Raw genomic sequence first — 23,902 nt, 5'->3', positions numbered from 1 at the left:
AATCACCTACGTCAAAGGTGCATTTGTCCTAGGAAGGTGCTCGCTGTCCAAGCGGAGCCCTGTGCTAAGCTGGCGACCCTTTTTTCTACAGTGGAGTCTTGGCGATGAAGGCACGCATCCAATGGGCTGGCGAAGCCATGTTCCTCGGCGAATCCGGCAGCGGTCATGTCGTGGTCATGGACGGTCCGCCGGACGCCGGTGGTCGCAATCTGGGTGTTCGCCCGATGGAGATGCTCCTGCTGGGCGTTGGCGGTTGCAGCAATTTCGACGTGGTCAGCATTCTGAAGAAGTCCCGTCAGGCCGTTGAAAGCTGCGAAGCCTTTCTGGAAGCCGAACGCGCGACTGAAGATCCGAAAGTGTTCACCAAGATCCACATGCACTTCGTGGTCAAGGGCCGGGGCCTGAAAGAAGCCCAGGTCAAACGCGCCATCGAACTGTCTGCCGAGAAGTATTGCTCGGCCTCGATCATGCTTGGCGCCGCCGGTGTAGCGATCACCCACGACTACGAAATCGTCGAACTCGGTTGAAGCGACATTCAACTATCATAAAAGCAGTGCAGACTCTGGCGATCCCCCGCTGACGTCTGCATAATGCGCCACTTTTTTCAGGGCCGTGATCAGTCAACCGACGGGTCATCCGCCTGAACAGATAACCAAAATCGCCATCGCGAAGAGGTGTTAACCGTCCTACGCAGGTGCGTTGTTCGCACTTGACGGGCATGCTTGATCACGCGGCCGTGCCGCATACATAGAGAGTTTTTAACGGTGAAAAGCAAACTCAAGCTCCACGGGTTCAATAACCTGACAAAGACCTTGAGCTTCAACATCTATGACATCTGCTACGCGGAAACCCCGCAAGACCAGCAGGCTTACGTCGAGTACATCAATCAAGAGTACAACGCCGAACGCCTGACGCAGATCCTCACGGAAGTTGTCGAAATCATTGGTGCCAACATTCTGAACATTGCGAGTCAGAACTATGAGCCTCAGGGTGCCAGCGTCACGATTCTGATCTCGGAAGAGCCGGTGACCCCGACCGAAAGCCAGATCGAAGAGTCCCCGGGCCCGTTGCCCGAAATCATCCTGGCCCACCTCGACAAGAGCCACATCACGGTGCACACCTACCCGGAAATCCATCCGGACGCCGGTATCGCGACCTTCCGTGTGGACATCGACGTGTCGACCTGTGGTGTCATTTCACCGCTCAAAGCGCTCAATTTCCTCATTCACCAGTTCGATTCGGACATCGTGACCGTGGATTACCGTGTGCGCGGCTTCACCCGTGACGTTGAAGGCAACAAGCACTTCATCGACCACGAGATCAACTCGATCCAGAACTACCTCTCCGAAGACACCCGCGACGCGTACCAGATGACGGACGTGAACGTGTACCAGGAAAACCTGTTCCACACCAAAATGCTGCTGAAGAACTTCGAACTGGACAACTACCTGTTCGGCGATGCCACCAGCAACCTGTCTTCCGAGCAACGCGCTCAGGTGACCGAGCGTGTGAAACACGAAATGCTGGAAATCTTCTACGCGCGCAATATGCCGAGCTAAGAAATCCGGGCACAAAAAAGGCGACTGCTTTGCGGCAGTCGCCTTTTTTATGGGCGTTTTTCAGATCCGGTAAGTGCTCTTGGTCATCACTTTGGCCAACAGGCTCATGCCGAACTTCACCGGCGCCGGGAAGCGGAAACCGCCGGCCTCGAGTGCACTTTCCGCGTGATGTTCTTCATCGATACGCATCTGTTCCAGAATCGCCCGGGATTTTTCGTCCTCGGCTGGCAATTGCTCCAGATGCTCGTTCAGATGCTTGCACACCTGATGCTCGGTGGCGGCGACGAACCCTAGGCTGACCTTGTCGCTGATCAACCCGGCGACTGCGCCGATGCCGAACGACATGCCATAGAACAGCGGATTGAGCACGCTGGTGTGGCTGCCCAGCTGATGAATGCGCTGTTCACACCAGACCAGGTGATCTATCTCTTCTTCGGCCGCATGCTCCATGGCCTCGCGCACCTGCGGCAACTTGGCGGTCAAGGCCTGGCCCTGATACAGCGCCTGGGCGCAGACTTCGCCGGTGTGGTTGATGCGCATCAGGCCGGCGACGTGGCGGGTGTCTTCATCGCTCATCTGCACATCGGGCTGCACGATCGCTGGCGACGGACGGTACGGCTGGCCGCTGAAGGGCAGCAAGGTACGCATCGCGGCATCGGCTTGCAGCAGAAGGCGATCAATGGGCGAGTAGTGACGTTGGGTAGTCATGCTGACCTCCGGGAAGAATCTCGGCGGCCAGTTTAACCGAATCGGCCGGGGAAGGTTTGCGCTGGGTCATGTGGGAGCAGGGCGCTCCCACCGATCTCTGGGTTCAATCAGCCCGGAGGCCAGTTCATCTGGCGTTGACCGAGCACGTGCATGTGAATGTGGTAGACAGTCTGCCCGCCCTTTTCATTGCAGTTCATCACCACCCGGAAGCCTTCCTCGCAACCCAGCTCCAGCGCCAGACGCTGGGCGGTGAAGAGGATATGCCCGGCCAGTGCCTTGTCGTCTTCGGTCAGGTCGTTGAGGGTGCGCACCGGTTTTTTCGGGATCACCAGAAAATGCACCGGTGCCTGTGGGGCGATATCGTGGAACGCCAGAACCTGGTCGTCCTCGTAGATGATCTTCGCCGGGATTTCCCGGTTGATGATCTTGGTGAACAGAGTATCCACAGCTGTTTTCTCCGTTGTTTGGGCTGGCCTGAGTGTACTCATAGGAGGATTAGCCCGCCCAGTGTTTTGCCGCAGGGCTTTTCAGCGCGGGCAGTAAGCCTTGTTGACCATGCCGACAATCGTGCGATTGAGCCAGCGCGAACCGAGCCGGGGCAGAAAGGCGAACCAGCGGTTTCGGCGTCCGGGGATGATGATCGCGCGGTTTTTCTCCAGGGCGCGCACGGTATACAGCGCGACCTCCTCTGGACTCATCAGCAATTTGCTGGCGTTAAGCTTGTCGTTGTTCAGTTGTGCCGTGCTGAAGAACGCAGTGCGGGTCGGACCGGGGCAGAGCACCGACACCTTGACCGCACATTTCTTCAGTTCCACCCGAAGTGCTTCCGAGAAGTGCAGGACATATGCCTTGCTGGCGTAGTAGGTGCTCATCCACGGCCCGGGGTTGAAGGCCGCCACCGACGCGACATTGAGAATCTGCCCGCCGCCCTGCAACGCCATGCTGTTGCCGATGGCATGGCAGAGGCGGGTGAGGGCGAGGATGTTCACTTCGATCAGATCCTGTTCGGTCATCCAGTCCTGAGCAAGGAACGGGCCGCAAGTGCCGATGCCGGCGCAATTGACCAGCAGATCGATCTGTCGGTCGCCTTCTTCAAGCTCCAGCAGGAAACCGGACAGGCGCAGCGGCTCGCCGAGATCGCAGGCGCGGAACAGCACCTCCACGCCGAAGCGCTGGGTCAGTTCAATTGCAATGCTTTCCAGCTGATCACGCTGGCGGGCCACCAGAATCAGGCTGCGGCCACGGCGCGCCAGGGCTTCGGCCATCGCCAGGCCGATGCCGCTGGAGGCGCCGGTGATCAGAGCGTAACGGGTCATGCAAATCTCCATCGCAACAGCGCCGCGCCGTGGACGCAGGTGTCACGGCGGGGAGCGTTGTTCATTCTTTCGCAGAGTCTACAGGGGCGAGGGCGGCTTCGGCTGCATCGTCTGCCGAATTCGCGGCGGGCTCGACTTCGACATCGACTTCATCGGTGGTGACCGAACCGCTCTCGTAGCTGCTTTCAAGGCTGCTTTCATATTCCTGCTGAATGGCAGTGATCCCGCCCAGCATGCCACCCACAAAGAACAGCCCGATAAACACGATCCACAGCGAGCACAGCACTTTGACTGCCGTGCTGTTCGGCGGAGGCGGTGGGCCATAGCGGTTGGCGCCGGTATTGCCCGGCACGACCATGATCACCAGCGGGAAGAAGCTGCCCACGAATGGCACCAGAGTCAGCAGCCAGAGCCACCCCGACCAGCCGATATCGTGCAGGCGCTGAATGCTGAACAGGATGCCGACGATCGCGAAGCCCAGAAACAGGAAGAAGGCGAGGAGACCGCCGATGATCAGGCCGGTCGTCGAGTCGGCGCTGACCAGGCCGAGGCCGATCAGCGCGAACACGCTGACGATTGGCAGGGTTACAAGGCTCAACACCATCGACCACGCCAGATAACGCAAACGGCCGATCCTGCCTTCAACACCGAACGGCTTCAGCGGAGCGAATGCCGGCAGGTTTTCACCGACGGCGGCGCGAGGGGGCGCATAAGGCGAATCAGGCTCCGTGACGGCAGCGCTTTGCTCGTGGACATCCGACAGATTCAGTTCGATGGGCGTTTCCGTTTCGATCCGGGCATCAATCCCGGTCTTGCCCAGCGCTTGCAGATAAGTCTGCGCATCGCTATGCGAAAGATCACGCTTGAGCGCGACGGTGCGGCCATTGAACAGGCGCTCGATGGCGGCGACATCGCTTTTGAACAGACCGGCCAGGTTGAGCTTGGCCGTGGTGATATCGACGCCGGGCTGGAGCGCGCCGTCGAAAACGATCTTGTAACGGGGTTCGCTCATTGCCGAGGCATCCTTGTCGCGAGATAAATTGAAGGGGCGCAGTCCGTGTGAGACCGGTCAGACAGCGACCGGTCGGGTTTGATTCAGCGCGGCCAGCGTTTCGGCAGTTGCGCTGCGTGCTCCAGGGCCTGGCGGTATTCTGCATCGAGACGCGCCACCAGCTGATCCACGCTTGGAAGATCATCGATCTGGCCTACGCCCTGACCCGCCGACCACACGGTTTTCCAGGCCTTGGCTTCGTCGTTGATCGGCTTGAGCTTGTCGCCGAAATTCACTTCACCCCTGCCTTGCAGGGCTGCCATGTCGAAACCGGCGGCCTCCAGGCTTTGGCGCATGAAGCTGGCCGGTACACCGGACACGGCAGGAGTATGAATGATGTCGGCGGCTTTGGCAGTCAGCAGCATCTCCTTATAGGCGTCAGGCGCATGACTTTCAGTGGTGCCGATAAATCGCGTGCCGAAGTAGGCCAGATCCGCGCCGAGCAGTTGTGCGGCGAGAACCTCATGCCCATGGTTCAAACATCCTGCAAGCAACAGGGTCTTGTCGAAGAACTCGCGAATCTCGGCGATCAGCGAAAACGGACTCCAGGTCCCTGCGTGTCCTCCGGCGCCGGCTGCGACGGCGATCAAACCATCGACCCCTGCCTCGGCGGCTTTCTCGGCGTGGCGGCGGGTCGTCACGTCGTGGAAGACCAGGCCGCCGTAACTGTGTACGGCGTCTACTACTTCCTTCACTGCGCCGAGGCTGGTGATGACGATAGGTACCTTGTGCTCGACGCAGATGTTCAGGTCCGCCTCCAGACGTGGATTGCTCTTGTGAACAATCAGATTCACGGCATAAGGCGCCGGGTTCTCCAGCGTCGCCAGTCCCGCTTCGATCTGCTCCAGCCAGGCCTTGAACCCGCTGCTTTCGCGTTGGTTCAGCGCCGGGAAGCTGCCAACCACGCCGTTGCGGCAGCACGCCAGCACCAGTTCAGGATTGGAAATCAGGAACATCGGCGCTACCACCACAGGCAGACGCAGACGTTGTTCGAGCAGAGCGGGCAGCGACATCGGAAGTACCCCGGAAAGTTGTATTTGTTGAAGTTAGAACGGCTTGACCACGACCAGAATTACGATAGCCAGCAATATCAGAACCGGCACTTCATTGAACCAGCGATAAAAGACATGGCTGCGGGTGTTCTCGCCACGGGCAAAACGTTTTACCTGCGCGCCGCACATGTGGTGGTAACCGATCAACAGCACGACCAGGGTCAGTTTGGCGTGGATCCAGCCACCGCTGCTGAAGATGCCAGGGTTCAGGTAGATCAGCCAGCCGCCGAAGATCAGCGCGGCGATCATCGCCGGGCCCATGATGCCGCGATACAGCTTGCGCTCCATGATGCTGAAGCGTTCCTTGCTGATCGTGTCTTCACTTTGCGCGTGATAAACGAACAGTCGCGGAAGATAGAAGAGACCGGCAAACCAGCACACGATGCTGACGATATGAAGCGCTTTGATCCACAGATAGAGCATTTTTGGTTATTCCCTAATTCACGGTAGGCCGGATAGTAGAGGCTAGAGCGTCCGCACGTCACCTTGACGGTTGTCGCAGGGGCGCGCGGCCCCTATTATCGACGGCTTTCCAGTGGGTTCGTTGAGGGCAGGTTTATGGTCAAGGTCGGTATCGTCGGCGGCACGGGTTACACCGGTGTCGAACTGCTGCGTCTGTTGGCACAGCATCCGCAGGCAGAAGTGGTAGTGATCACTTCCCGATCCGAGGCCGGTCTGGCCGTGGCTGATATGTACCCGAACCTGCGCGGTCACTACGACGGTCTGGCATTCAGCGTACCGGACATCAAGACCCTGGGCGCTTGCGACGTGGTGTTCTTCGCTACTCCGCACGGTGTGGCCCATGCACTGGCCGGCGAACTGCTGGCGGCCGGCACCAAGGTTATCGACCTGTCGGCAGACTTCCGTCTGCAGGACGCCGATGAGTGGGCCAAGTGGTACGGCCAGCCGCACGGCGCCCCGGAGTTGCTGGACGAGGCGGTTTACGGCTTGCCGGAAGTCAATCGTGAGCAAATCAAGAAAGCGCGCCTGATTGCGGTGCCGGGTTGCTATCCGACCGCAACGCAGCTGGGTTTCCTGCCGTTGCTTGAGGCGGGCATTGCCGATGCTTCGCACCTGATCGCCGACTGCAAGTCCGGTGTCAGCGGTGCCGGTCGTGGCGCTGCCGTAGGCTCGCTGTACTCCGAGACGTCGGAAAGCATGAAGGCCTATGCGGTGAAAGGTCACCGTCATTTGCCAGAAATTCGTCAGGGGCTGCGTCGTGCGGCGGGCAAGGATGTCGGTCTGACATTCGTGCCGCACCTGACGCCGATGATCCGTGGCATTCACTCCACGCTCTACGCGACCGTGGTGGATCGCTCGGTGGATCTGCAAGCGCTGTTCGAGAAGCGTTATGCCAATGAACCGTTTGTCGATGTGATGCCGGCCGGCAGCCATCCGGAAACCCGCAGCGTGCGTGGCGCGAATGTCTGCCGCATTGCCGTTCACCGTCCGCAGGATGGCGATCTGGTGGTGGTGCTTTCTGTGATCGACAATCTGGTCAAAGGTGCGTCGGGTCAGGCGGTGCAGAACATGAACATCCTGTTCGGGCTGGATGAGCGTTTTGGTCTGTCCCACGCAGGCATGCTGCCGTAACGACTGATCTTGCTTGGTAAAAAGGCCCGTTTGACGGGCCTTTTTGCATTCTGGTCGGTTGATCAGGTTTATTGATATACCGTAACAATAGTTGACCGATTTTCTAGGACAAGCGGATAATGCGCGTCATCACGCATTATGGCGGCGTAACGCCGGGAGATAGTCAGCATGAGCGTCGAATCCTTCACCCCCACGGCTTTGCAATTCACTCAAGGTGCCGCGCACAAGGTGAAGAGCCTGGTCGATGAAGAGGGGAATGATCGCTTGAAGCTGCGCGTATTTGTTACGGGCGGCGGTTGTTCAGGGTTTCAGTACGGCTTCACCTTCGATGAGGATGTGGCCGAGGACGACACCATCGTCGAGCGCGAAGGTGTGAGTCTGGTGGTCGATCCGATGAGCTTCCAGTACCTGGCAGGTGCCGAGGTGGATTATCAGGAAGGTCTGGAAGGTTCGCGTTTCGTGATCAAGAACCCGAATGCCACGACCACTTGTGGTTGCGGCTCCTCGTTCTCGATCTGATAGCGTTTCACCGAACACAATAAAACGCCGCAGAACCTCACGGTTCTGCGGCGTTTTGTTATCTGCGATTTGTCAGTTGGGGTAGATGGCGCCGAGCACGCGCAGGCCTTTGGCGCCGGTGACGCTCGGGCGATTGGCGGCGATCCCTTCCAGACAGCAGTGGGCCAGCCAGGCGAAGGCCATGGCCTCGACCCAGTCCGGATCGACGCCGTGGGTCGCGGTGCTGGCGACTTTTGCGTTGGGGAGCAGATCGGCCAAGCGCTTCATCAGTGTGGCGTTGTGGGCGCCGCCCCCGCAGACCAGGAGTTCTTCTGTATTCGATTGAGCGCTTTGGAGCGATTCGACGATGGTCAGCGCCGTCAGTTCGAGCAGTGTCGCCTGTACGTTTTCGGGTGCGAAACCTGGCAAGCGTGACAGTTGCTGCTCCAGCCATGGCAGGTTGAAGACTTCGCGGCCGGTGCTCTTCGGGCCTTGGGTCACGAAAAACGGATCGCTGAGCAGGGCTTTCAGCAGGGTGGGCTCAACCTTGCCGCCGGCAGCCCACTGCCCGTTACGGTCATAGTTCTCGCCCCGCTGCTGATGAATCCAGGCATCCATCAGCACATTCCCAGGGCCGCAGTCGAAACCGGCTACAGGTTTGTTCGGCTCAATCAGACTGAGATTGCTGAAACCGCCGACATTCAAGACCGCGCGGTTGCCGGTACGCTCTTCGAATAACGCTTCATGGAAGGCAGGAACCAGCGGCGCGCCCTGACCGCCGGCAGCCACATCGCGGCTGCGGAAATCACTGACGACTGTAATGCCGGTCAGTTCGGTCAGCAGGGCAGGGTTGCCGATCTGCACAGTGAAACCGCGTGCAGGTTCGTGGCGAATGGTCTGGCCGTGGCTCCCGATCGCGCGAATGGCTTCAGGCTTGAGTTGTTGCTGTTCGAGGAGGGTATGGATCCCTTGCGCGGCGAGCTTCACCCAATTTTGCTGGGCAATCGCCGAGCGGGCGATCTCGTCGAAGCCGCTGGCGCACAAGCCAAGCAGCTCGGCGCGCAGCGTCTCTGGCATGGGGATGTAGTGCGTGGCGACCAGATTGATCGCCGATGATTGCTCGATCAGGGCGATGTCCAGCCCGTCGAGACTGGTGCCGGACATCACGCCGATATACAGAGCCATGGCTTAACGTTTGCTCGAAGCCAGCATGGTGGCCTTTTCCTGGTCCATGCGAGCCATCAACGGCTGGCTCTGCGCCAGGAAGCGAGCGCGTTCGGATTTGGCGATCGGGTCGGCCATCGGCAGCTTCTGGCCCAATGGATCGACGTGAACGCCGTTGACCTGGAACTCATAGTGCAGGTGCGGTCCGGTGGACAGGCCGGTGGTGCCGATATAGCCGATCACCTGGCCCTGTTTGACGGTGCCGCCGGTCTTCACGCCCTTGGCGAAGCCCTGCATGTGGCCATACAGCGTACGGTAGGTGTTGCCGTGCTGGATGATCACGGTGTTGCCGTAACCGCCGCGACGGCCGGCCAGCAGCACTTTGCCGTCGCCGGCAGCCTTGATCGGCGTACCGCGCGGGGCCGCGTAGTCGACGCCTTTGTGAGCGCGGATCTTGTTGAGGATCGGGTGCTTGCGGCCCATGGAGAATTTCGAGCTGATGCGGGCGAAGTCCACCGGTGTACGGATGAACGCCTTGCGCATGCTGTTGCCATCGGCGGTGTAGTAGCTGCTGTTGCCCTGCTTGTTGGTGTAACGCACCGCGGTGTAAGTCTTGCCGCGATTGGTAAAGCGGGCGGACAGGATCGGACCGTTGCCAACGGCTTTGCCGTTGACCACTTTCTGTTCATAGATCACATCGAACTCGTCACCCTGGCGGATATCCTGGGCGAAGTCGACGTCGTAGCCGAATACGCTGGCCATGTCCATGGTCAGGCTGTGGGACAGTCCTGCGCGGGCGGCGGACTGCGACAGCGAGCTGTTGATCACGCCGTGTACATAAGCAGTGCGGACGGTCGGTTTGGCGGTAACCCGGTTGAACGCATAACCCTTGTCGTTCTTGGTCAGGGTGATGGTTTCAACGTCGCTGACCTTGCTGTGCAGGTTGGTCAGCTGGCCTTGTGGATTCAATTCGAATTCGAGTTTCTGGCCATGTTTGAGCTGACTGAATTGCTTGGCTTGTTTATCGCTGGCCAGCACTTCGTGGACGGTCGCGGCCGGGAGGCCGACTTTCTCGAACAGTGTAGAAAGTGTATCGCCCTTTGAGACGATCACTTCCCTGTGATTTGGAGCCTTCTTTTCTTCGACGACCGGTGTCGGCGTTGGTGCGGCCTGAGCGGTTTCCTGAGTCTCTTCGGCGTTGTTTTCGATCTGCGCGAAAGGGGAAGCTACGGACTCATTTGTGGCTTGAGCTGCGTCGGCAGCGTCTTGATCTTGTGTCAGTTGTTCAGCAGGACTCTCCAGTTCAAGGCTCAGCGTTGTCTTTTTGGCTTCAACATCACTGGATGGAAACACCAGGAGCGCCAGACTGAGAAGGGCGGCGATCCCACTTGCGGCGAGCAGGTGGGTCTTCGGGTAAAGCGGTGGCGCTTTAGACGGTTCAGTGGTCATAAGTAATTTGACTTTGAAAAAGATGAATTGGAAAAGATGAATGACATGATGAAGATGAAATAACTGTATAAAATATAACCAAATCATCCCTGAAGCAAGTCTGCGGACGCCCTGTCTGTGGATTGGCGTCCGTGCGCCGGGCAAAACTTGTATTTGGTGCGCGATCTTGTATGGTTGGTTCCCTTTGAATCTGAGCCTTGCGGGTCTGTTATGAAGTCGGTTGAAGAGCAGCTAGCGCTGATTAAACGTGGTGCGGAAGAACTGTTGGTCGAGTCCGAGCTGATCGAAAAGCTCAAGCGTGGCCAGCCGCTGCGAATCAAGGCCGGCTTCGATCCAACTGCGCCGGATCTGCACCTTGGTCACACTGTGCTTATTAATAAGCTGCGCCAGTTCCAGGAGCTGGGGCATCAGGTGATCTTCCTTATTGGTGATTTCACCGGAATGATCGGTGATCCGAGCGGCAAGAGCGCCACGCGTCCTCCGCTGACCCGTGAGCAGGTTCTGGAAAACGCCGAGACCTACAAGACTCAGGTGTTCAAGATTCTTGATCCGGCGAAAACCGAAGTCGCGTTCAACTCCACCTGGATGGATCAGATGGGGCCTGCGGACTTTATTCGTCTGACTTCGCAATACACCGTTGCTCGCATGCTCGAGCGTGACGACTTCGACAAGCGCTACACCACCAATCAGCCGATCGCCATTCACGAGTTTCTCTATCCGCTGGTGCAGGGTTATGACTCTGTCGCGTTGCGCGCTGATGTGGAACTGGGCGGTACCGATCAGAAGTTCAACCTGCTGATGGGGCGTGAGCTGCAGCGTGGTTATGGTCAGGAAGCCCAGTGCATCCTGACGATGCCGTTGCTTGAGGGGCTGGATGGCGTGAAGAAGATGTCCAAGTCGCTGGGCAATTACGTCGGTATCCAGGAAGCTCCGGGTGTCATGTATAGCAAGCTGGTTTCGATTCCTGATGCATTGATGTGGCGCTACTTCGAGTTGCTCAGCTTCCGTTCGATGGATGAGATCAATGCTTTCCGTGCTGATGTAGAGGCGGGAGCTAATCCTCGTGATATCAAGATCAAGTTGGCTGAAGAGATTGTTGCGCGCTTCCACGGTGAGGAGGCTGCGGCCAATGCTCACCGTGGTGCGGGTAATCGTATGAAGGATGGCGAGCTGCCGGATGATCTGCCAGAGGTCGAGCTGACTGCTGCTGAGGATATGCCGATTGCTGCTGTCCTTAATAAAGCGGGTTTGGTGAAGAACTCGGCGGCTGCTCGTGATCTGTTGGCTTCCGGTGGTGTGCGTGTAGATGGCGAGGTGGTTGATCGTTCCTTTATATACGTACTGGGTGCGACGCACGTTTGTCAGGCGGGTAAGAAGGCTTTTGCACGGATTACGCTGAAATCTGAGTAAAGTTGAAATAAGGGGTTGACGGCGAATTCTAGAGGTCTATAATTCGCCCCACTTCCGGCGCAGTCGAAATGGAAAACTCCTTGAGGTTCAATGAGTTAAGCAAGTTTCGAAGGTGGGTCGCTTCAGTTCATCGAAGCCTGGAAGGAGTTGGAAATGCCGGCTGGTTCTGGCGCTTTCAACGGTTCGATCTTCTCGGTCGAAAGCGGAGAAAAAGAGGTGTTGACAGCAGCGTGTAACGCTGTAGAATTCGCCTCCCGCTAACGAGAGATCGGAAGCGCAAGTGGTTGAAGTTGTTGAAGAAATCTTCGAAAGCTTCTGAAAATAATCACTTGACAGCAAATGAGGCTGCTGTAGAATGCGCGCCTCGGTTGAGACGAAAGATCTTAACCAACCGCTCTTTAACAACTGAATCAAGCAATTCGTGTGGGTGCTTGTGGAGTCAGACTGATAGTCAACAAGATTATCAGCATCACAAGTTACTCCGCGAGAAATCAAAGATGTAACCAACGATTGCTGAGCCAAGTTTAGGGTTTCTTAAAAACCCAAAGATGTTTGAACTGAAGAGTTTGATCATGGCTCAGATTGAACGCTGGCGGCAGGCCTAACACATGCAAGTCGAGCGGATGAAGGGAGCTTGCTCCTGAATTCAGCGGCGGACGGGTGAGTAATGCCTAGGAATCTGCCTGGTAGTGGGGGACAACGTTTCGAAAGGAACGCTAATACCGCATACGTCCTACGGGAGAAAGCAGGGGACCTTCGGGCCTTGCGCTATCAGATGAGCCTAGGTCGGATTAGCTAGTTGGTGAGGTAATGGCTCACCAAGGCGACGATCCGTAACTGGTCTGAGAGGATGATCAGTCACACTGGAACTGAGACACGGTCCAGACTCCTACGGGAGGCAGCAGTGGGGAATATTGGACAATGGGCGAAAGCCTGATCCAGCCATGCCGCGTGTGTGAAGAAGGTCTTCGGATTGTAAAGCACTTTAAGTTGGGAGGAAGGGTTGTAGATTAATACTCTGCAATTTTGACGTTACCGACAGAATAAGCACCGGCTAACTCTGTGCCAGCAGCCGCGGTAATACAGAGGGTGCAAGCGTTAATCGGAATTACTGGGCGTAAAGCGCGCGTAGGTGGTTCGTTAAGTTGGATGTGAAATCCCCGGGCTCAACCTGGGAACTGCATCCAAAACTGGCGAGCTAGAGTATGGTAGAGGGTGGTGGAATTTCCTGTGTAGCGGTGAAATGCGTAGATATAGGAAGGAACACCAGTGGCGAAGGCGACCACCTGGACTGATACTGACACTGAGGTGCGAAAGCGTGGGGAGCAAACAGGATTAGATACCCTGGTAGTCCACGCCGTAAACGATGTCAACTAGCCGTTGGGAGCCTTGAGCTCTTAGTGGCGCAGCTAACGCATTAAGTTGACCGCCTGGGGAGTACGGCCGCAAGGTTAAAACTCAAATGAATTGACGGGGGCCCGCACAAGCGGTGGAGCATGTGGTTTAATTCGAAGCAACGCGAAGAACCTTACCAGGCCTTGACATCCAATGAACTTTCCAGAGATGGATTGGTGCCTTCGGGAACATTGAGACAGGTGCTGCATGGCTGTCGTCAGCTCGTGTCGTGAGATGTTGGGTTAAGTCCCGTAACGAGCGCAACCCTTGTCCTTAGTTACCAGCACGTTATGGTGGGCACTCTAAGGAGACTGCCGGTGACAAACCGGAGGAAGGTGGGGATGACGTCAAGTCATCATGGCCCTTACGGCCTGGGCTACACACGTGCTACAATGGTCGGTACAAAGGGTTGCCAAGCCGCGAGGTGGAGCTAATCCCATAAAACCGATCGTAGTCCGGATCGCAGTCTGCAACTCGACTGCGTGAAGTCGGAATCGCTAGTAATCGCGAATCAGAATGTCGCGGTGAATACGTTCCCGGGCCTTGTACACACCGCCCGTCACACCATGGGAGTGGGTTGCACCAGAAGTAGCTAGTCTAACCTTCGGGAGGACGGTTACCACGGTGTGATTCATGACTGGGGTGAAGTCGTAACAAGGTAGCCGTAGGGGAACCTGCGGCTGGATCACCTCCTTAATCGACGACATCAGCTGCTCCATAAGTTCCCACACGAATTGCTTGATTCATTGAAGAAGACGAAAGAAGCAGCCCGAAATTGGGTCTGTAGCTCAGTTGGTTAGAGCGCACCCCTGATAAGGGTGAGGTCGGCAGTTCGAATCTGCCCAGACCCACCAATTTTGTGTGGGAAACGCCTGTAGAAATACGGGGCCATAGCTCAGCTGGGAGAGCGCCTGCCTTGCACGCAGGAGGTCAGCGGTTCGATCCCGCTTGGCTCCACCACTACTGCTTCTGAAGTAAGAGCTTAGAAATGAGCATTCCATCGAGTTGATGGTGAATGTTGATTTCTAGTCTTTGACTGGTTCGTTCTTTAAAAATTTGGGTATGTGATAGAAAGATAGACTGAAAGCCACTTTCACTGGTGGTGATCAGGCTAAGGTAAAATTTGTGAGTTCTCTTAATTGAGAAATTCGAATTTTCGGCGAATGTCGTCTTCACAGTATAACCAGATTGCTTGGGGTTATATGGTCAAGTGAAGAAGCGCATACGGTGGATGCCTTGGCAGTCAGAGGCGATGAAAGACGTGGTAGCCTGCGAAAAGCTTCGGGGAGTCGGCAAACAGACTTTGATCCGGAGATGTCTGAATGGGGGAACCCAGCCATCATAAGATGGTTATCTTGTACTGAATACATAGGTGCAAGAGGCGAACCAGGGGAACTGAAACATCTAAGTACCCTGAGGAAAAGAAATCAACCGAGATTCCCTTAGTAGTGGCGAGCGAACGGGGACTAGCCCTTAAGTGGCTTTGAGATTAGCGGAACGCTCTGGAAAGTGCGGCCATAGTGGGTGATAGCCCTGTACGCGAAAGTCTCTTAGTCATGAAATCGAGTAGGACGGAGCACGAGAAACTTTGTCTGAATATGGGGGGACCATCCTCCAAGGCTAAATACTACTGACTGACCGATAGTGAACTAGTACCGTGAGGGAAAGGCGAAAAGAACCCCGGAGAGGGGAGTGAAATAGATCCTGAAACCGTATGCGTACAAGCAGTGGGAGCAGACTTTGTTCTGTGACTGCGTACCTTTTGTATAATGGGTCAGCGACTTATTTTCAGTGGCGAGCTTAACCGAATAGGGGAGGCGTAGCGAAAGCGAGTCTTAATAGGGCGTCTAGTCGCTGGGAATAGACCCGAAACCGGGCGATCTATCCATGGGCAGGTTGAAGGTTAGGTAACACTGACTGGAGGACCGAACCGACTACCGTTGAAAAGTTAGCGGATGACCTGTGGATCGGAGTGAAAGGCTAATCAAGCTCGGAGATAGCTGGTTCTCCTCGAAAGCTATTTAGGTAGCGCCTCATGTATCACTGTAGGGGGTAGAGCACTGTTTCGGCTAGGGGGTCATCCCGACTTACCAAACCGATGCAAACTCCGAATACCTACAAGTGCCGAGCATGGGAGACACACGGCGGGTGCTAACGTCCGTCGTGAAAAGGGAAACAACCCAGACCGTCAGCTAAGGTCCCAAAGTTATGGTTAAGTGGGAAACGATGTGGGAAGGCTTAGACAGCTAGGAGGTTGGCTTAGAAGCAGCCACCCTTTAAAGAAAGCGTAATAGCTCACTAGTCGAGTCGGCCTGCGCGGAAGATGTAACGGGGCTCAAACCATACACCGAAGCTACGGGTATCACGTAAGTGATGCGGTAGAGGAGCGTTCTGTAAGCCTGTGAAGGTGAGTTGAGAAGCTTGCTGGAGGTATCAGAAGTGCGAATGCTGACATGAGTAACGACAATGGGTGTGAAAAACACCCACGCCGAAAGACCAAGGTTTCCTGCGCAACGTTAATCGACGCAGGGTTAGTCGGTCCCTAAGGCGAGGCTGAAAAGCGTAGTCGATGGAAAACAGGTTAATATTCCTGTACTTCTGGTTATTGCGATGGAGGGACGGAGAAGGCTAGGCCAGCTTGGCGTTGGTTGTCCAAGTTTAAGGTGGTAGGCTGGAATCTTAGGTAAATCCGGGATTCCAAGGCCGAGAGCTGATGACGAGTTGCCTTTAGGCGACGAAGTGGTTGATGCCATGCTTCCAAGAAAAGCTTCTAAGCTTCAGATAACCAGGAACCGTACCCCAAACCGACACAGGTGGTTGGGTAGAGAATACCAAGGCGCTTGAGAGAACTCGGGTGAAGGAACTAGGCAAAATGGCACCGTAACTTCGGGAGAAGGTGCGCCGGTGAGGGTGAAGCACTTGCTGCGTAAGCCCACGCCGGTCGAAGATACCAGGCCGCTGCGACTGTTTATTAAAAACACAGCACTCTGCAAACACGAAAGTGGACGTATAGGGTGTGACGCCTGCCCGGTGCCGGAAGGTTAATTGATGGGGTTAGCTAACGCGAAGCTCTTGATCGAAGCCCCGGTAAACGGCGGCCGTAACTATAACGGTCCTAAGGTAGCGAAATTCCTTGTCGGGTAAGTTCCGACCTGCACGAATGGCGTAACGATGGCGGCGCTGTCTCCACCCGAGACTCAGTGAAATTGAAATCGCTGTGAAGATGCAGTGTATCCGCGGCTAGACGGAAAGACCCCGTGAACCTTTACTATAGCTTTGCACTGGACTTTGAATTTGCTTGTGTAGGATAGGTGGGAGGCTTTGAAGCGTGGACGCCAGTTCGCGTGGAGCCATCCTTGAAATACCACCCTGGCAACTTTGAGGTTCTAACTCAGGTCCGTTATCCGGATCGAGGACAGTGTATGGTGGGTAGTTTGACTGGGGCGGTCTCCTCCTAAAGAGTAACGGAGGAGTACGAAGGTGCGCTCAGACCGGTCGGAAATCGGTCGTAGAGTATAAAGGCAAAAGCGCGCTTGACTGCGAGACAGACACGTCGAGCAGGTACGAAAGTAGGTCTTAGTGATCCGGTGGTTCTGTATGGAAGGGCCATCGCTCAACGGATAAAAGGTACTCCGGGGATAACAGGCTGATACCGCCCAAGAGTTCATATCGACGGCGGTGTTTGGCACCTCGATGTCGGCTCATCACATCCTGGGGCTGAAGCCGGTCCCAAGGGTATGGCTGTTCGCCATTTAAAGTGGTACGCGAGCTGGGTTTAGAACGTCGTGAGACAGTTCGGTCCCTATCTGCCGTGGACGTTTGAGATTTGAGAGGGGCTGCTCCTAGTACGAGAGGACCGGAGTGGACGAACCTCTGGTGTTCCGGTTGTCACGCCAGTGGCATTGCCGGGTAGCTATGTTCGGGAAAGATAACCGCTGAAAGCATCTAAGCGGGAAACTTGCCTCAAGATGAGATCTCACTGGAACCTTGAGTTCCCTGAAGGGCCGTCGAAGACTACGACGTTGATAGGTTGGGTGTGTAAGCGCTGTGAGGCGTTGAGCTAACCAATACTAATTGCCCGTGAGGCTTGACCATATAACACCCAAGCAATCTGATGCTCCTAGTTGAAAAAACGAAAGAGGCCAGATTGCGGTGTGTGAAGACGCAATGAACCGAAAGTTCGATGCTCACAAAACACCGAAAGCTGTCACATACCCAATTTGCTGAAGCGAGGCCATCCGGCCACGACTCAGTACCCGAATTTCTTGACGACCATAGAGCGTTGGAACCACCTGATCCCATCCCGAACTCAGAAGTGAAACGATGCATCGCCGATGGTAGTGTGGGGTTTCCCCATGTGAGAGTAGGTCATCGTCAAGATTAAATTCCGAAACCCCAATTGCGAAAGCAGTTGGGGTTTTGTTTTGCCCGCAGGAAAGTGGTTTTTTGAATTCTATGCAACGGCCCGGTGCATGGCTATTATTCGGGCCTCATTCTGAGGCGAGACCTGCATGCTGACGTTGTTGAATCTCCTGAAGGATGGTCGTTTCCATTCCGGTCAGGCTCTGGGTGCTGCTCTGGGTGTTAGTCGAAGTGCGGTGTGGAAGCAGCTTCAACACCTGGAGGCTGAGCTTGGGTTGTCCATACATAAAGTTCGAGGGCGGGGCTATCAATTGGCCTCGCCATTGACGTTGCTTGACTCACTCAAAATAGAGGAAGGCCTTTCCGGCTGGTCTGTCAGCATCTTCGATTCTGTCGACTCTACTAATGCTGAATCGCTACGCGCGGTGGATGGGGGGCGGGCGGCTCCCTTTCTTGTAATGGCTGAGCGCCAGAGCTCAGGGCGTGGGCGCAGGGGCCGTAAATGGGTGAGCCCTTTTGCTGAAAATCTCTATTACAGCCTCGTGTTGCGCATCGATGGTGGAATGCGTCAGCTTGAGGGGCTGAGTCTTGTTGTCGGGCTCGCTGTCATGCAAGCCTTGCATGCGCTTGGAGTGCCGGGTGCGGGATTGAAGTGGCCCAATGATGTATTGGTCGGGCGAAAAAAGATCGCCGGGATCCTGTTGGAGCTGGTTGGGGATCCTGCTGACGTTTGTCACGTAGTGTTGGGTATAGGCATCAACGTGAATATGCAGGTTACGGATGAAGTCGATCAGCAATGGACTTCAATGCGTTTGGAATCGGGAAATGCGTGTGATCGCAATATTCTGGCGATTGAGCTAAGTAAGCAGCTGCAGCTTTATTTGCAGCGTCACCAATCAGGCGGCTTCACTGCGCTTCAGGCGGAGTGGGAGGCGAGCCACTTGTGGCAAGGGCAGCCGGTTTCTCTCATTGCCGGTGTCAACCAGGTGGATGGTGTGGTGCTGGGAATCGATAATCAAGGCGCGCTTCGGCTGAAGGTAGATGGCGTGGAAAAAGTCTTTAGTGGTGGTGAGCTCAGTTTGAGGTTGCGTGATGATTCTTGAGCTCGATTGTGGAAACAGCTTTATCAAGTGGCGTGTGCTGCACGTTGAGGTGGGCGCCTTGGTCGCGGAAGGTGTGGTCGACTCTGATGGGGCATTGGTTAATAGTCTTCAATCGCTCGAGAAAGTGTCTCTCGATAAATGCCGTCTTGTCAGCGTAAGAACTGAAGATGAGACTAATTTGCTGATTGGCGTGCTCAAGCAGGAGTTCGGCATTTCCGTTGTCTGTGCGGCGCCGGCTCGCGAGATGTCCGGCGTAAAGAATGGTTACGACGATTATGAGCGCCTTGGCCTCGATCGCTGGCTGGCAATGCTTGGTGGTTTTCACCTGGCTAAAGGGGCTTGTCTGGTTCTTGATTTCGGGACGGCGGTGACCGCTGATTTCATCTCGTCGGGAGGTGAGCATCTGGGAGGTTTCATTTGTCCTGGCATGCCACTCATGCGTAATCAGTTGCGTACTCATACTCGAAAAATTCGCTATGGAGATCTCGCCGCGGAGCAGGCATTGATGAGTCGGGCGCCTGGACGCAATACAGCTGAGGCTGTCGAGCGCGGCTGTTCGTTGATGCTCAGAGGGTTCGTGTTGACGCAATTGGAGATAGCACGTGCCTACTGGGGTGATGACTACAGTGTCTTCATTACGGGTGGTGATGCCGAGCTGGTCTCGGAAATAGCGCCTGAGGCTCGGGTTGTTTCCGATTTGGTGTTCGTGGGTTTGGCTATGGCGTGCCCTTTGTCCTGAGGTTTGTATGCGTTGGTTGTTCCTTCTGCTTCTGGTACTCAATGTGTTTTATTACGTCTGGCATCAGCAGGAGGCGCCGCTACGCGCAAAGGATGTCACACCGCTCAGTCTCTATCGTGGCTCGCAACAGGATATTCGCTTGCTGAGTGAGGCTGGTAGTAATGCTTCTCGTGAAAAAAGGACTAGAGAAAAGTCTGATGGGCAATGCCTATATGTAGGTGGTTTGGCGCGCCCTGAGTCCGCCCAGTTATTGGAGCAGCGTTTGACGGAGCTTGGAGCAAAAGCTTTTCCGTCTTCAAAAGAGTCTTCCAGCGGCTCTTACTGGTTCCAGGTCACGCCCGAAACCCAGCGTTTGCTGGGGGATGATCAGTTACAAAACCTTTCCAAGGAATTCAATGAGTTAAAACATAAAATAATGCTGTGCGAGGGGGTTGCACCTGCTGAATAGTTTGCATAGAATGGCGCCCGCTCCACAGCGAAGACCTAAAAAGGTTTCTGTTGCGGGGTGATGTCAACGCAGCTAACCTCAGGTTTTTAAATGAGAAAATGCTTGACAGGGGTTTGGCATAGTATAGAATGCCGGCCTGATTAGGAGGGGTTCCCGAGCGGCCAAAGGGATCAGACTGTAAATCTGACGTCTACGACTTCGAAGGTTCGAATCCTTCTCCCTCCACCAGATTTTAGCGTGAGCTGCAGGCTCCGCGGGTATAGTTTAGTGGTAGAACCTCAGCCTTCCAAGCTGATGATGCGGGTTCGATTCCCGCTACCCGCTCCAGGTTTGCAGGTTGTGCAAAGTGTTACGCTCTTGTAGCTCAGTTGGTAGAGCACACCCTTGGTAAGGGTGAGGTCAGCGGTTCAAATCCGCTCAAGAGCTCCATATAACAAGGCAGATATGAAAATATCTGCCTTTGTTTTAATGGCTCGTGTTGTTTGCTCAATTTCTTCTGTTAGGGGTGATATCGATGGCTAAGGAAAAATTTGATCGTTCCCTGCCGCACGTCAACGTTGGCACCATCGGTCACGTAGACCACGGTAAAACCACGCTGACCGCTGCTCTGACTCGCGTCTGCTCCGAAGTTTTCGGTTCGGCCGTAGTTGAATTCGACAAGATCGACAGCGCTCCAGAAGAAAAAGCTCGCGGTATCACCATCAACACCGCGCACGTTGAGTACAACTCGAACATTCGTCACTACGCTCACGTTGACTGCCCAGGTCACGCTGACTACGTGAAGAACATGATCACTGGTGCTGCGCAGATGGACGGCGCGATCCTGGTTTGCTCGGCCGCTGATGGTCCGATGCCACAAACCCGTGAGCACATCCTGCTGTCCCGTCAGGTAGGCGTTCCGTACATCGTGGTTTTCCTGAACAAGGCTGACCTGGTAGACGACGCTGAACTGCTGGAACTGGTTGAGATGGAAGTTCGCGACCTGCTGTCCACCTACGACTTCCCAGGTGACGACACTCCGATCATCATCGGTTCGGCTCGTATGGCGCTGGAAGGCAAAGACGACAACGAAATGGGCACCACCGCTGTTAAGAAGCTGGTGGAAACTCTGGACAGCTACATTCCAGAGCCAGAGCGTGCTATCGACAAGCCGTTCCTGATGCCAATCGAAGACGTGTTCTCGATCTCGGGTCGCGGTACTGTTGTAACCGGTCGTATCGAGCGCGGTATCGTTCGCGTTCAAGACGCCCTGGAAATCGTTGGTCTGCGTGACACCACCACCACCACCTGCACCGGTGTTGAGATGTTCCGCAAGCTGCTGGACGAAGGTCGTGCTGGCGAGAACTGCGGCGTTCTGCTGCGTGGCACCAAGCGTGACGACGTTGAGCGTGGTCAGGTTCTGGTTAAGCCGGGTTCGGTTAAGCCGCACACCAAGTTCACCGCAGAAGTTTACGTTCTGAGCAAGGAAGAAGGCGGTCGTCACACTCCGTTCTTCAAAGGCTACCGTCCACAGTTCTACTTCCGTACTACTGACGTGACTGGTAACTGCGAGCTGCCAGAAGGCGTTGAAATGGTAATGCCAGGTGACAACATTCAGATGACTGTTACCCTGATCAAAACCATCGCGATGGAAGACGGTCTGCGTTTCGCAATCCGTGAAGGCGGCCGTACCGTTGGTGCTGGTGTTGTAGCAAAGATCATCGAGTAAACAGTTGTAATGTCTTTTTCAGGCCGGCATAATGGTCGGCCTGATTTTGTTTTAGGTCAGTAGCTCAATTGGCAGAGCGACGGTCTCCAAAACCGTAGGTTGGGGGTTCGATTCCCTCCTGACCTGCCAGATTCACTCGGTGTGTCTGGCTTTCTTTTCACAGGATCTTCATAGATGACTCCTAAAGCTGAAGCTCAAGGCTCTCGCTTCGATTTGCTCAAGTGGCTTGTCGTAGTCGCTTTGGTAATTGTTGGCGTTGTCGGCAATCAGTATTACGCTGCTTCGCCGATCCTGTACCGTGTACTCGCATTGCTTGTCATTGCTGCTGTAGCTGCCTTTGTAGGCCTGCAGACTGCCAAGGGCAAGTCTTTCTTTGTACTGGTTAAGGAAGCTCGTACCGAGATTCGTAAAGTCGTATGGCCAACTCGCCAAGAAACCACGCAGACCACGCTGATTGTTGTGGCTGTTGTTCTGGTTATGGCGTTGCTGTTGTGGGGTCTTGACTCCCTGCTCGGCTGGCTTGTTTCCTTGATTGTCGGCTAAGGGTGTCCCGTGGCTAAGCGTTGGTACGTTGTGCATGCTTACTCGGGTTACGAGAAGCATGTCATGCGTTCGTTGATCGAGCGCGTAAAGCTGGCTGGCATGGAAGATGGCTTCGGCGAAATTCTGGTTCCCACTGAAGAAGTGGTTGAAATGCGTAATGGCCAGAAGCGCAAAAGCGAGCGCAAGTTCTTCCCGGGTTATGTGCTGGTTCAGATGGATATGAACGAGGGTACTTGGCACTTGGTCAAGGATACTCCTCGGGTGATGGGTTTTATCGGCGGTACAGCTGATAAGCCAGCGCCAATCACCGATAAAGAAGCTGAGGCGATTCTGCGTCGCGTCGCTGACGGTAGCGACAAGCCGAAGCCTAAGACGCTGTTCGAGCCAGGTGAAACCGTTCGAGTCAATGACGGTCCGTTCGCTGACTTTAACGGTGTTGTTGAAGAAGTTAACTACGAAAAGAGCCGGATCCAAGTGGCGGTGCTCATTTTCGGACGCTCTACTCCGGTAGAGTTGGAGTTCAGTCAGGTCGAAAAGGTCTAGCTGAGCAAGCATCCCAACCCCGCAGCCCTAGGCTGTGGGGTTTTGTCGTCACTGGGATAAACGCGCAAGTAACCGGGGAGCCTTTCGAGGCGTTCGAACCCGTAATTGGAGTGCCTCATGGCCAAGAAGATTACCGCTTACATCAAGCTGCAAGTGAAGGCCGCTCAGGCTAACCCAAGCCCACCTGTTGGTCCTGCTTTGGGTCAGCACGGCGTGAACATCATGGAATTCTGCAAAGCTTTCAACGCCCGTACTCAGGGTCTGGAAGCTGGTCTGCCGACTCCAGTGATCATCACTGTCTACAGCGACCGTAGCTTCACTTTCGAAACCAAATCCACCCCTGCTTCGGTTCTGCTGAAGAAGGCGGCCGGTCTGACCAGCGGTTCCGCTCGTCCGAACACCGTTAAGGTTGGCACTGTTACCCGTGCTCAGCTGGAAGAAATCGCGAAAACCAAAAACGCGGATCTGACTGCAGCTGATATGGATGCAGCCGTGCGCACTATCGCCGGTTCTGCTCGTAGCATGGGCCTTAACGTGGAGGGTGTGTAATGGCTAAGCTGACCAAGCGCCAAAAGGCTATCGCTGAAAAAATCGAAGCGGGCAAGTCCTACAACTTCGAAGAGGCCGCAACTCTGCTGGCTTCGCTGCCAGCTGCCAAATTCGTCGAGTCGTTCGACGTAGCTGTAAACCTGGGCGTAGACCCGCGTAAATCCGACCAGGTCGTTCGTAGCGCTACTGTGCTGCCACACGGCACTGGCAAGACCGTTCGCGTTGCTGTGTTCACCCAGGGTCCAGCTGCTGAGGCCGCTCTGGCTGCCGGCGCTGACCGTGTAGGTATGGATGAGCTGGCTGCCGAAATGAAAGGCGGCGACCTGAACTATGACGTAGTGATCGCGTCCCCGGATGCAATGCGCGTTGTAGGTCAACTGGGTCAGATCCTTGGTCCACGTGGTCTGATGCCTAACCCGAAAGTCGGCACTGTAACTCCAGACGTAGCTACCGCGGTTAAGAACGCCAAGGCTGGTCAGGTTCGTTATCGCACCGACAAAAACGGCATTATCCACACTTCCGTTGGCAAGATCGGCTTCGATGCTGTCAAGCTGAAGGAAAACGTTGAAGCCCTGATCGCTGATCTGAAGCGTATCAAGCCAGCTTCCTCGAAAGGTATCTACGTCAAGCGCGTTACCCTGAGCACCACTATGGGCCCAGGTCTGGTTATCGATCAGAGCTCGCTGGACGCGTAAGACAAAAATTGGCGCAG

At 55.5% G+C, this 23,902-nt stretch carries 21 protein-coding genes, 6 tRNA genes and 3 rRNA genes; 22 read left to right on the top strand and 8 right to left on the bottom strand.

All coding sequences use genetic code 11. The annotated features are described in order from the left end of the window. The first annotated feature begins 104 nt into the window (after positions 1 to 104). Together QR290_RS26645 and speD are read left to right on the top strand one after the other, a co-directional pair. A complete protein-coding gene (locus tag QR290_RS26645; protein WP_003228794.1) occupies positions 105 to 527 on the top strand; it encodes an OsmC family protein in 423 nt (140 codons plus the stop codon). Between the two features lie 237 nt (positions 528 to 764). Then, a complete protein-coding gene (gene speD / locus QR290_RS26640) occupies positions 765 to 1,559 on the top strand; it encodes an adenosylmethionine decarboxylase (RefSeq protein WP_007956315.1) in 795 nt (264 codons plus the stop codon). A 60-nt stretch (positions 1,560 to 1,619) separates the two neighbouring features. Here speD and coq7 read toward each other — a convergent pair whose 3' ends face one another. From coq7 to hemJ, 6 genes are all read right to left on the bottom strand, one after another. Next, complete coding sequence (gene coq7 / locus QR290_RS26635) at positions 1,620 to 2,267, bottom strand: 2-polyprenyl-3-methyl-6-methoxy-1,4-benzoquinone monooxygenase (RefSeq protein ID WP_007956317.1); 648 nt, start codon at positions 2,265 to 2,267, stop codon at positions 1,620 to 1,622. 107 nt (positions 2,268 to 2,374) lie between these two features. Next, entirely contained in the window at positions 2,375 to 2,713 is a 339-nt protein-coding gene (locus QR290_RS26630) for a histidine triad nucleotide-binding protein (protein ID WP_003228789.1), read from the bottom strand. 81 nt (positions 2,714 to 2,794) lie between these two features. Further along, a complete protein-coding gene (locus QR290_RS26625) occupies positions 2,795 to 3,583 on the bottom strand; it encodes an SDR family NAD(P)-dependent oxidoreductase (RefSeq protein WP_085697697.1) in 789 nt (262 codons plus the stop codon). Between the two features lie 61 nt (positions 3,584 to 3,644). Then, positions 3,645 to 4,595 (bottom strand): DUF805 domain-containing protein, encoded by a 951-nt coding sequence (locus tag QR290_RS26620; RefSeq protein ID WP_115079392.1) that lies wholly within the window; start codon positions 4,593 to 4,595, stop codon positions 3,645 to 3,647. 83 nt (positions 4,596 to 4,678) lie between these two features. Next, the gene (locus QR290_RS26615) at positions 4,679 to 5,647 is read right to left on the bottom strand and encodes an NAD(P)H-dependent flavin oxidoreductase (RefSeq protein WP_115079391.1); all 969 of its coding nucleotides are present in this window, start codon (positions 5,645 to 5,647) and stop codon (positions 4,679 to 4,681) included. Between the two features lie 33 nt (positions 5,648 to 5,680). Next, positions 5,681 to 6,109, bottom strand: coding sequence for a protoporphyrinogen oxidase HemJ (gene hemJ, locus QR290_RS26610; protein WP_085688426.1), 429 nt, complete (start codon positions 6,107 to 6,109; stop codon positions 5,681 to 5,683). A gap of 135 nt (positions 6,110 to 6,244) precedes the next feature. Between hemJ and argC the strand changes: the two genes are divergently transcribed. After that, positions 6,245 to 7,279, top strand: a complete 1,035-nt coding sequence (gene argC, locus QR290_RS26605; protein WP_115079390.1) for an N-acetyl-gamma-glutamyl-phosphate reductase — start codon at positions 6,245 to 6,247, stop codon at positions 7,277 to 7,279. A 168-nt stretch (positions 7,280 to 7,447) separates the two neighbouring features. Next, positions 7,448 to 7,798: an iron-sulfur cluster insertion protein ErpA gene (erpA, locus tag QR290_RS26600; protein WP_003228776.1), complete on the top strand. Its 351-nt coding sequence runs from the start codon at positions 7,448 to 7,450 to the stop codon at positions 7,796 to 7,798. A gap of 72 nt (positions 7,799 to 7,870) precedes the next feature. Here the strand turns inward: erpA and QR290_RS26595 are convergent, their stop codons facing one another. Together QR290_RS26595 and QR290_RS26590 are read right to left on the bottom strand one after the other, a co-directional pair. Further along, the gene (locus QR290_RS26595) at positions 7,871 to 8,962 is read right to left on the bottom strand and encodes an anhydro-N-acetylmuramic acid kinase (RefSeq protein ID WP_289203918.1); all 1,092 of its coding nucleotides are present in this window, start codon (positions 8,960 to 8,962) and stop codon (positions 7,871 to 7,873) included. 3 nt (positions 8,963 to 8,965) lie between these two features. After that, complete coding sequence (locus QR290_RS26590) at positions 8,966 to 10,390, bottom strand: peptidoglycan DD-metalloendopeptidase family protein (RefSeq protein ID WP_115079388.1); 1,425 nt, start codon at positions 10,388 to 10,390, stop codon at positions 8,966 to 8,968. A gap of 210 nt (positions 10,391 to 10,600) precedes the next feature. Between QR290_RS26590 and tyrS the strand changes: the two genes are divergently transcribed. From tyrS to rplA, 18 genes are all read left to right on the top strand, one after another. Continuing rightward, entirely contained in the window at positions 10,601 to 11,800 is a 1,200-nt protein-coding gene (gene tyrS, locus QR290_RS26585) for a tyrosine--tRNA ligase (RefSeq protein WP_011336180.1), read from the top strand. 554 nt (positions 11,801 to 12,354) lie between these two features. Beyond that, a 16S ribosomal RNA gene (locus QR290_RS26580) occupies positions 12,355 to 13,891 on the top strand. An 81-nt stretch (positions 13,892 to 13,972) separates the two neighbouring features. Further along, positions 13,973 to 14,049, top strand: a tRNA-Ile gene (locus QR290_RS26575). A 30-nt stretch (positions 14,050 to 14,079) separates the two neighbouring features. Continuing rightward, a tRNA-Ala gene (locus QR290_RS26570) sits at positions 14,080 to 14,155 on the top strand. A 244-nt stretch (positions 14,156 to 14,399) separates the two neighbouring features. Then, a 23S ribosomal RNA gene (locus QR290_RS26565) occupies positions 14,400 to 17,290 on the top strand. 169 nt (positions 17,291 to 17,459) lie between these two features. After that, a 5S ribosomal RNA gene (rrf, locus tag QR290_RS26560) occupies positions 17,460 to 17,575 on the top strand. Together the 16S, 23S and 5S rRNA genes with 2 tRNA genes alongside form the textbook arrangement of a ribosomal RNA operon. Positions 17,576 to 17,706: 131 nt before the next feature. Then, positions 17,707 to 18,660, top strand: a complete 954-nt coding sequence (gene birA, locus QR290_RS26555) for a bifunctional biotin--[acetyl-CoA-carboxylase] ligase/biotin operon repressor BirA (RefSeq protein WP_115079386.1) — start codon at positions 17,707 to 17,709, stop codon at positions 18,658 to 18,660. Continuing rightward, on the top strand, positions 18,650 to 19,399 hold the full coding sequence (locus QR290_RS26550; RefSeq protein ID WP_115079385.1) for a pantothenate kinase: 750 nt from the start codon (positions 18,650 to 18,652) through the stop codon (positions 19,397 to 19,399). The genes birA and QR290_RS26550 overlap by 11 nt, the downstream gene beginning before the upstream one ends. Before the next feature lie 7 nt (positions 19,400 to 19,406). After that, positions 19,407 to 19,847: a hypothetical protein gene (locus tag QR290_RS26545; protein WP_115079384.1), complete on the top strand. Its 441-nt coding sequence runs from the start codon at positions 19,407 to 19,409 to the stop codon at positions 19,845 to 19,847. Positions 19,848 to 19,990: 143 nt separating this feature from the next. Further along, positions 19,991 to 20,075 (top strand) — tRNA-Tyr (locus QR290_RS26540). Between the two features lie 25 nt (positions 20,076 to 20,100). Then, positions 20,101 to 20,174, top strand: a tRNA-Gly gene (locus QR290_RS26535). 26 nt (positions 20,175 to 20,200) lie between these two features. Beyond that, positions 20,201 to 20,276 (top strand) — tRNA-Thr (locus QR290_RS26530). An 85-nt stretch (positions 20,277 to 20,361) separates the two neighbouring features. After that, positions 20,362 to 21,555, top strand: a complete 1,194-nt coding sequence (tuf, locus tag QR290_RS26525) for an elongation factor Tu (protein ID WP_010220303.1) — start codon at positions 20,362 to 20,364, stop codon at positions 21,553 to 21,555. A 53-nt stretch (positions 21,556 to 21,608) separates the two neighbouring features. After that, positions 21,609 to 21,684, top strand: a tRNA-Trp gene (locus tag QR290_RS26520). 45 nt (positions 21,685 to 21,729) lie between these two features. Continuing rightward, entirely contained in the window at positions 21,730 to 22,098 is a 369-nt protein-coding gene (gene secE / locus QR290_RS26515) for a preprotein translocase subunit SecE (RefSeq protein ID WP_007957600.1), read from the top strand. A 9-nt stretch (positions 22,099 to 22,107) separates the two neighbouring features. Next, positions 22,108 to 22,641, top strand: a complete 534-nt coding sequence (gene nusG, locus QR290_RS26510; RefSeq protein WP_007957598.1) for a transcription termination/antitermination protein NusG — start codon at positions 22,108 to 22,110, stop codon at positions 22,639 to 22,641. Positions 22,642 to 22,758: 117 nt separating this feature from the next. After that, positions 22,759 to 23,190, top strand: a complete 432-nt coding sequence (rplK, locus tag QR290_RS26505) for a 50S ribosomal protein L11 (RefSeq protein ID WP_003228756.1) — start codon at positions 22,759 to 22,761, stop codon at positions 23,188 to 23,190. Beyond that, the gene (gene rplA / locus QR290_RS26500; RefSeq protein WP_011336175.1) at positions 23,190 to 23,885 is read left to right on the top strand and encodes a 50S ribosomal protein L1; all 696 of its coding nucleotides are present in this window, start codon (positions 23,190 to 23,192) and stop codon (positions 23,883 to 23,885) included. Before rplK ends, rplA begins: the two co-directional genes overlap by 1 nt. The last annotated feature ends 17 nt before the right edge of the window (positions 23,886 to 23,902 follow it).

The sequence above is a fragment of the Pseudomonas fluorescens genome, from assembly GCF_030344995.1.
GTDB lineage: Bacteria > Pseudomonadota > Gammaproteobacteria > Pseudomonadales > Pseudomonadaceae > Aquipseudomonas > Aquipseudomonas fluorescens_BF.
Note: the sequence above shows the minus strand (reverse complement) of the source record. Positions and strands in the feature narration are given on the sequence as shown.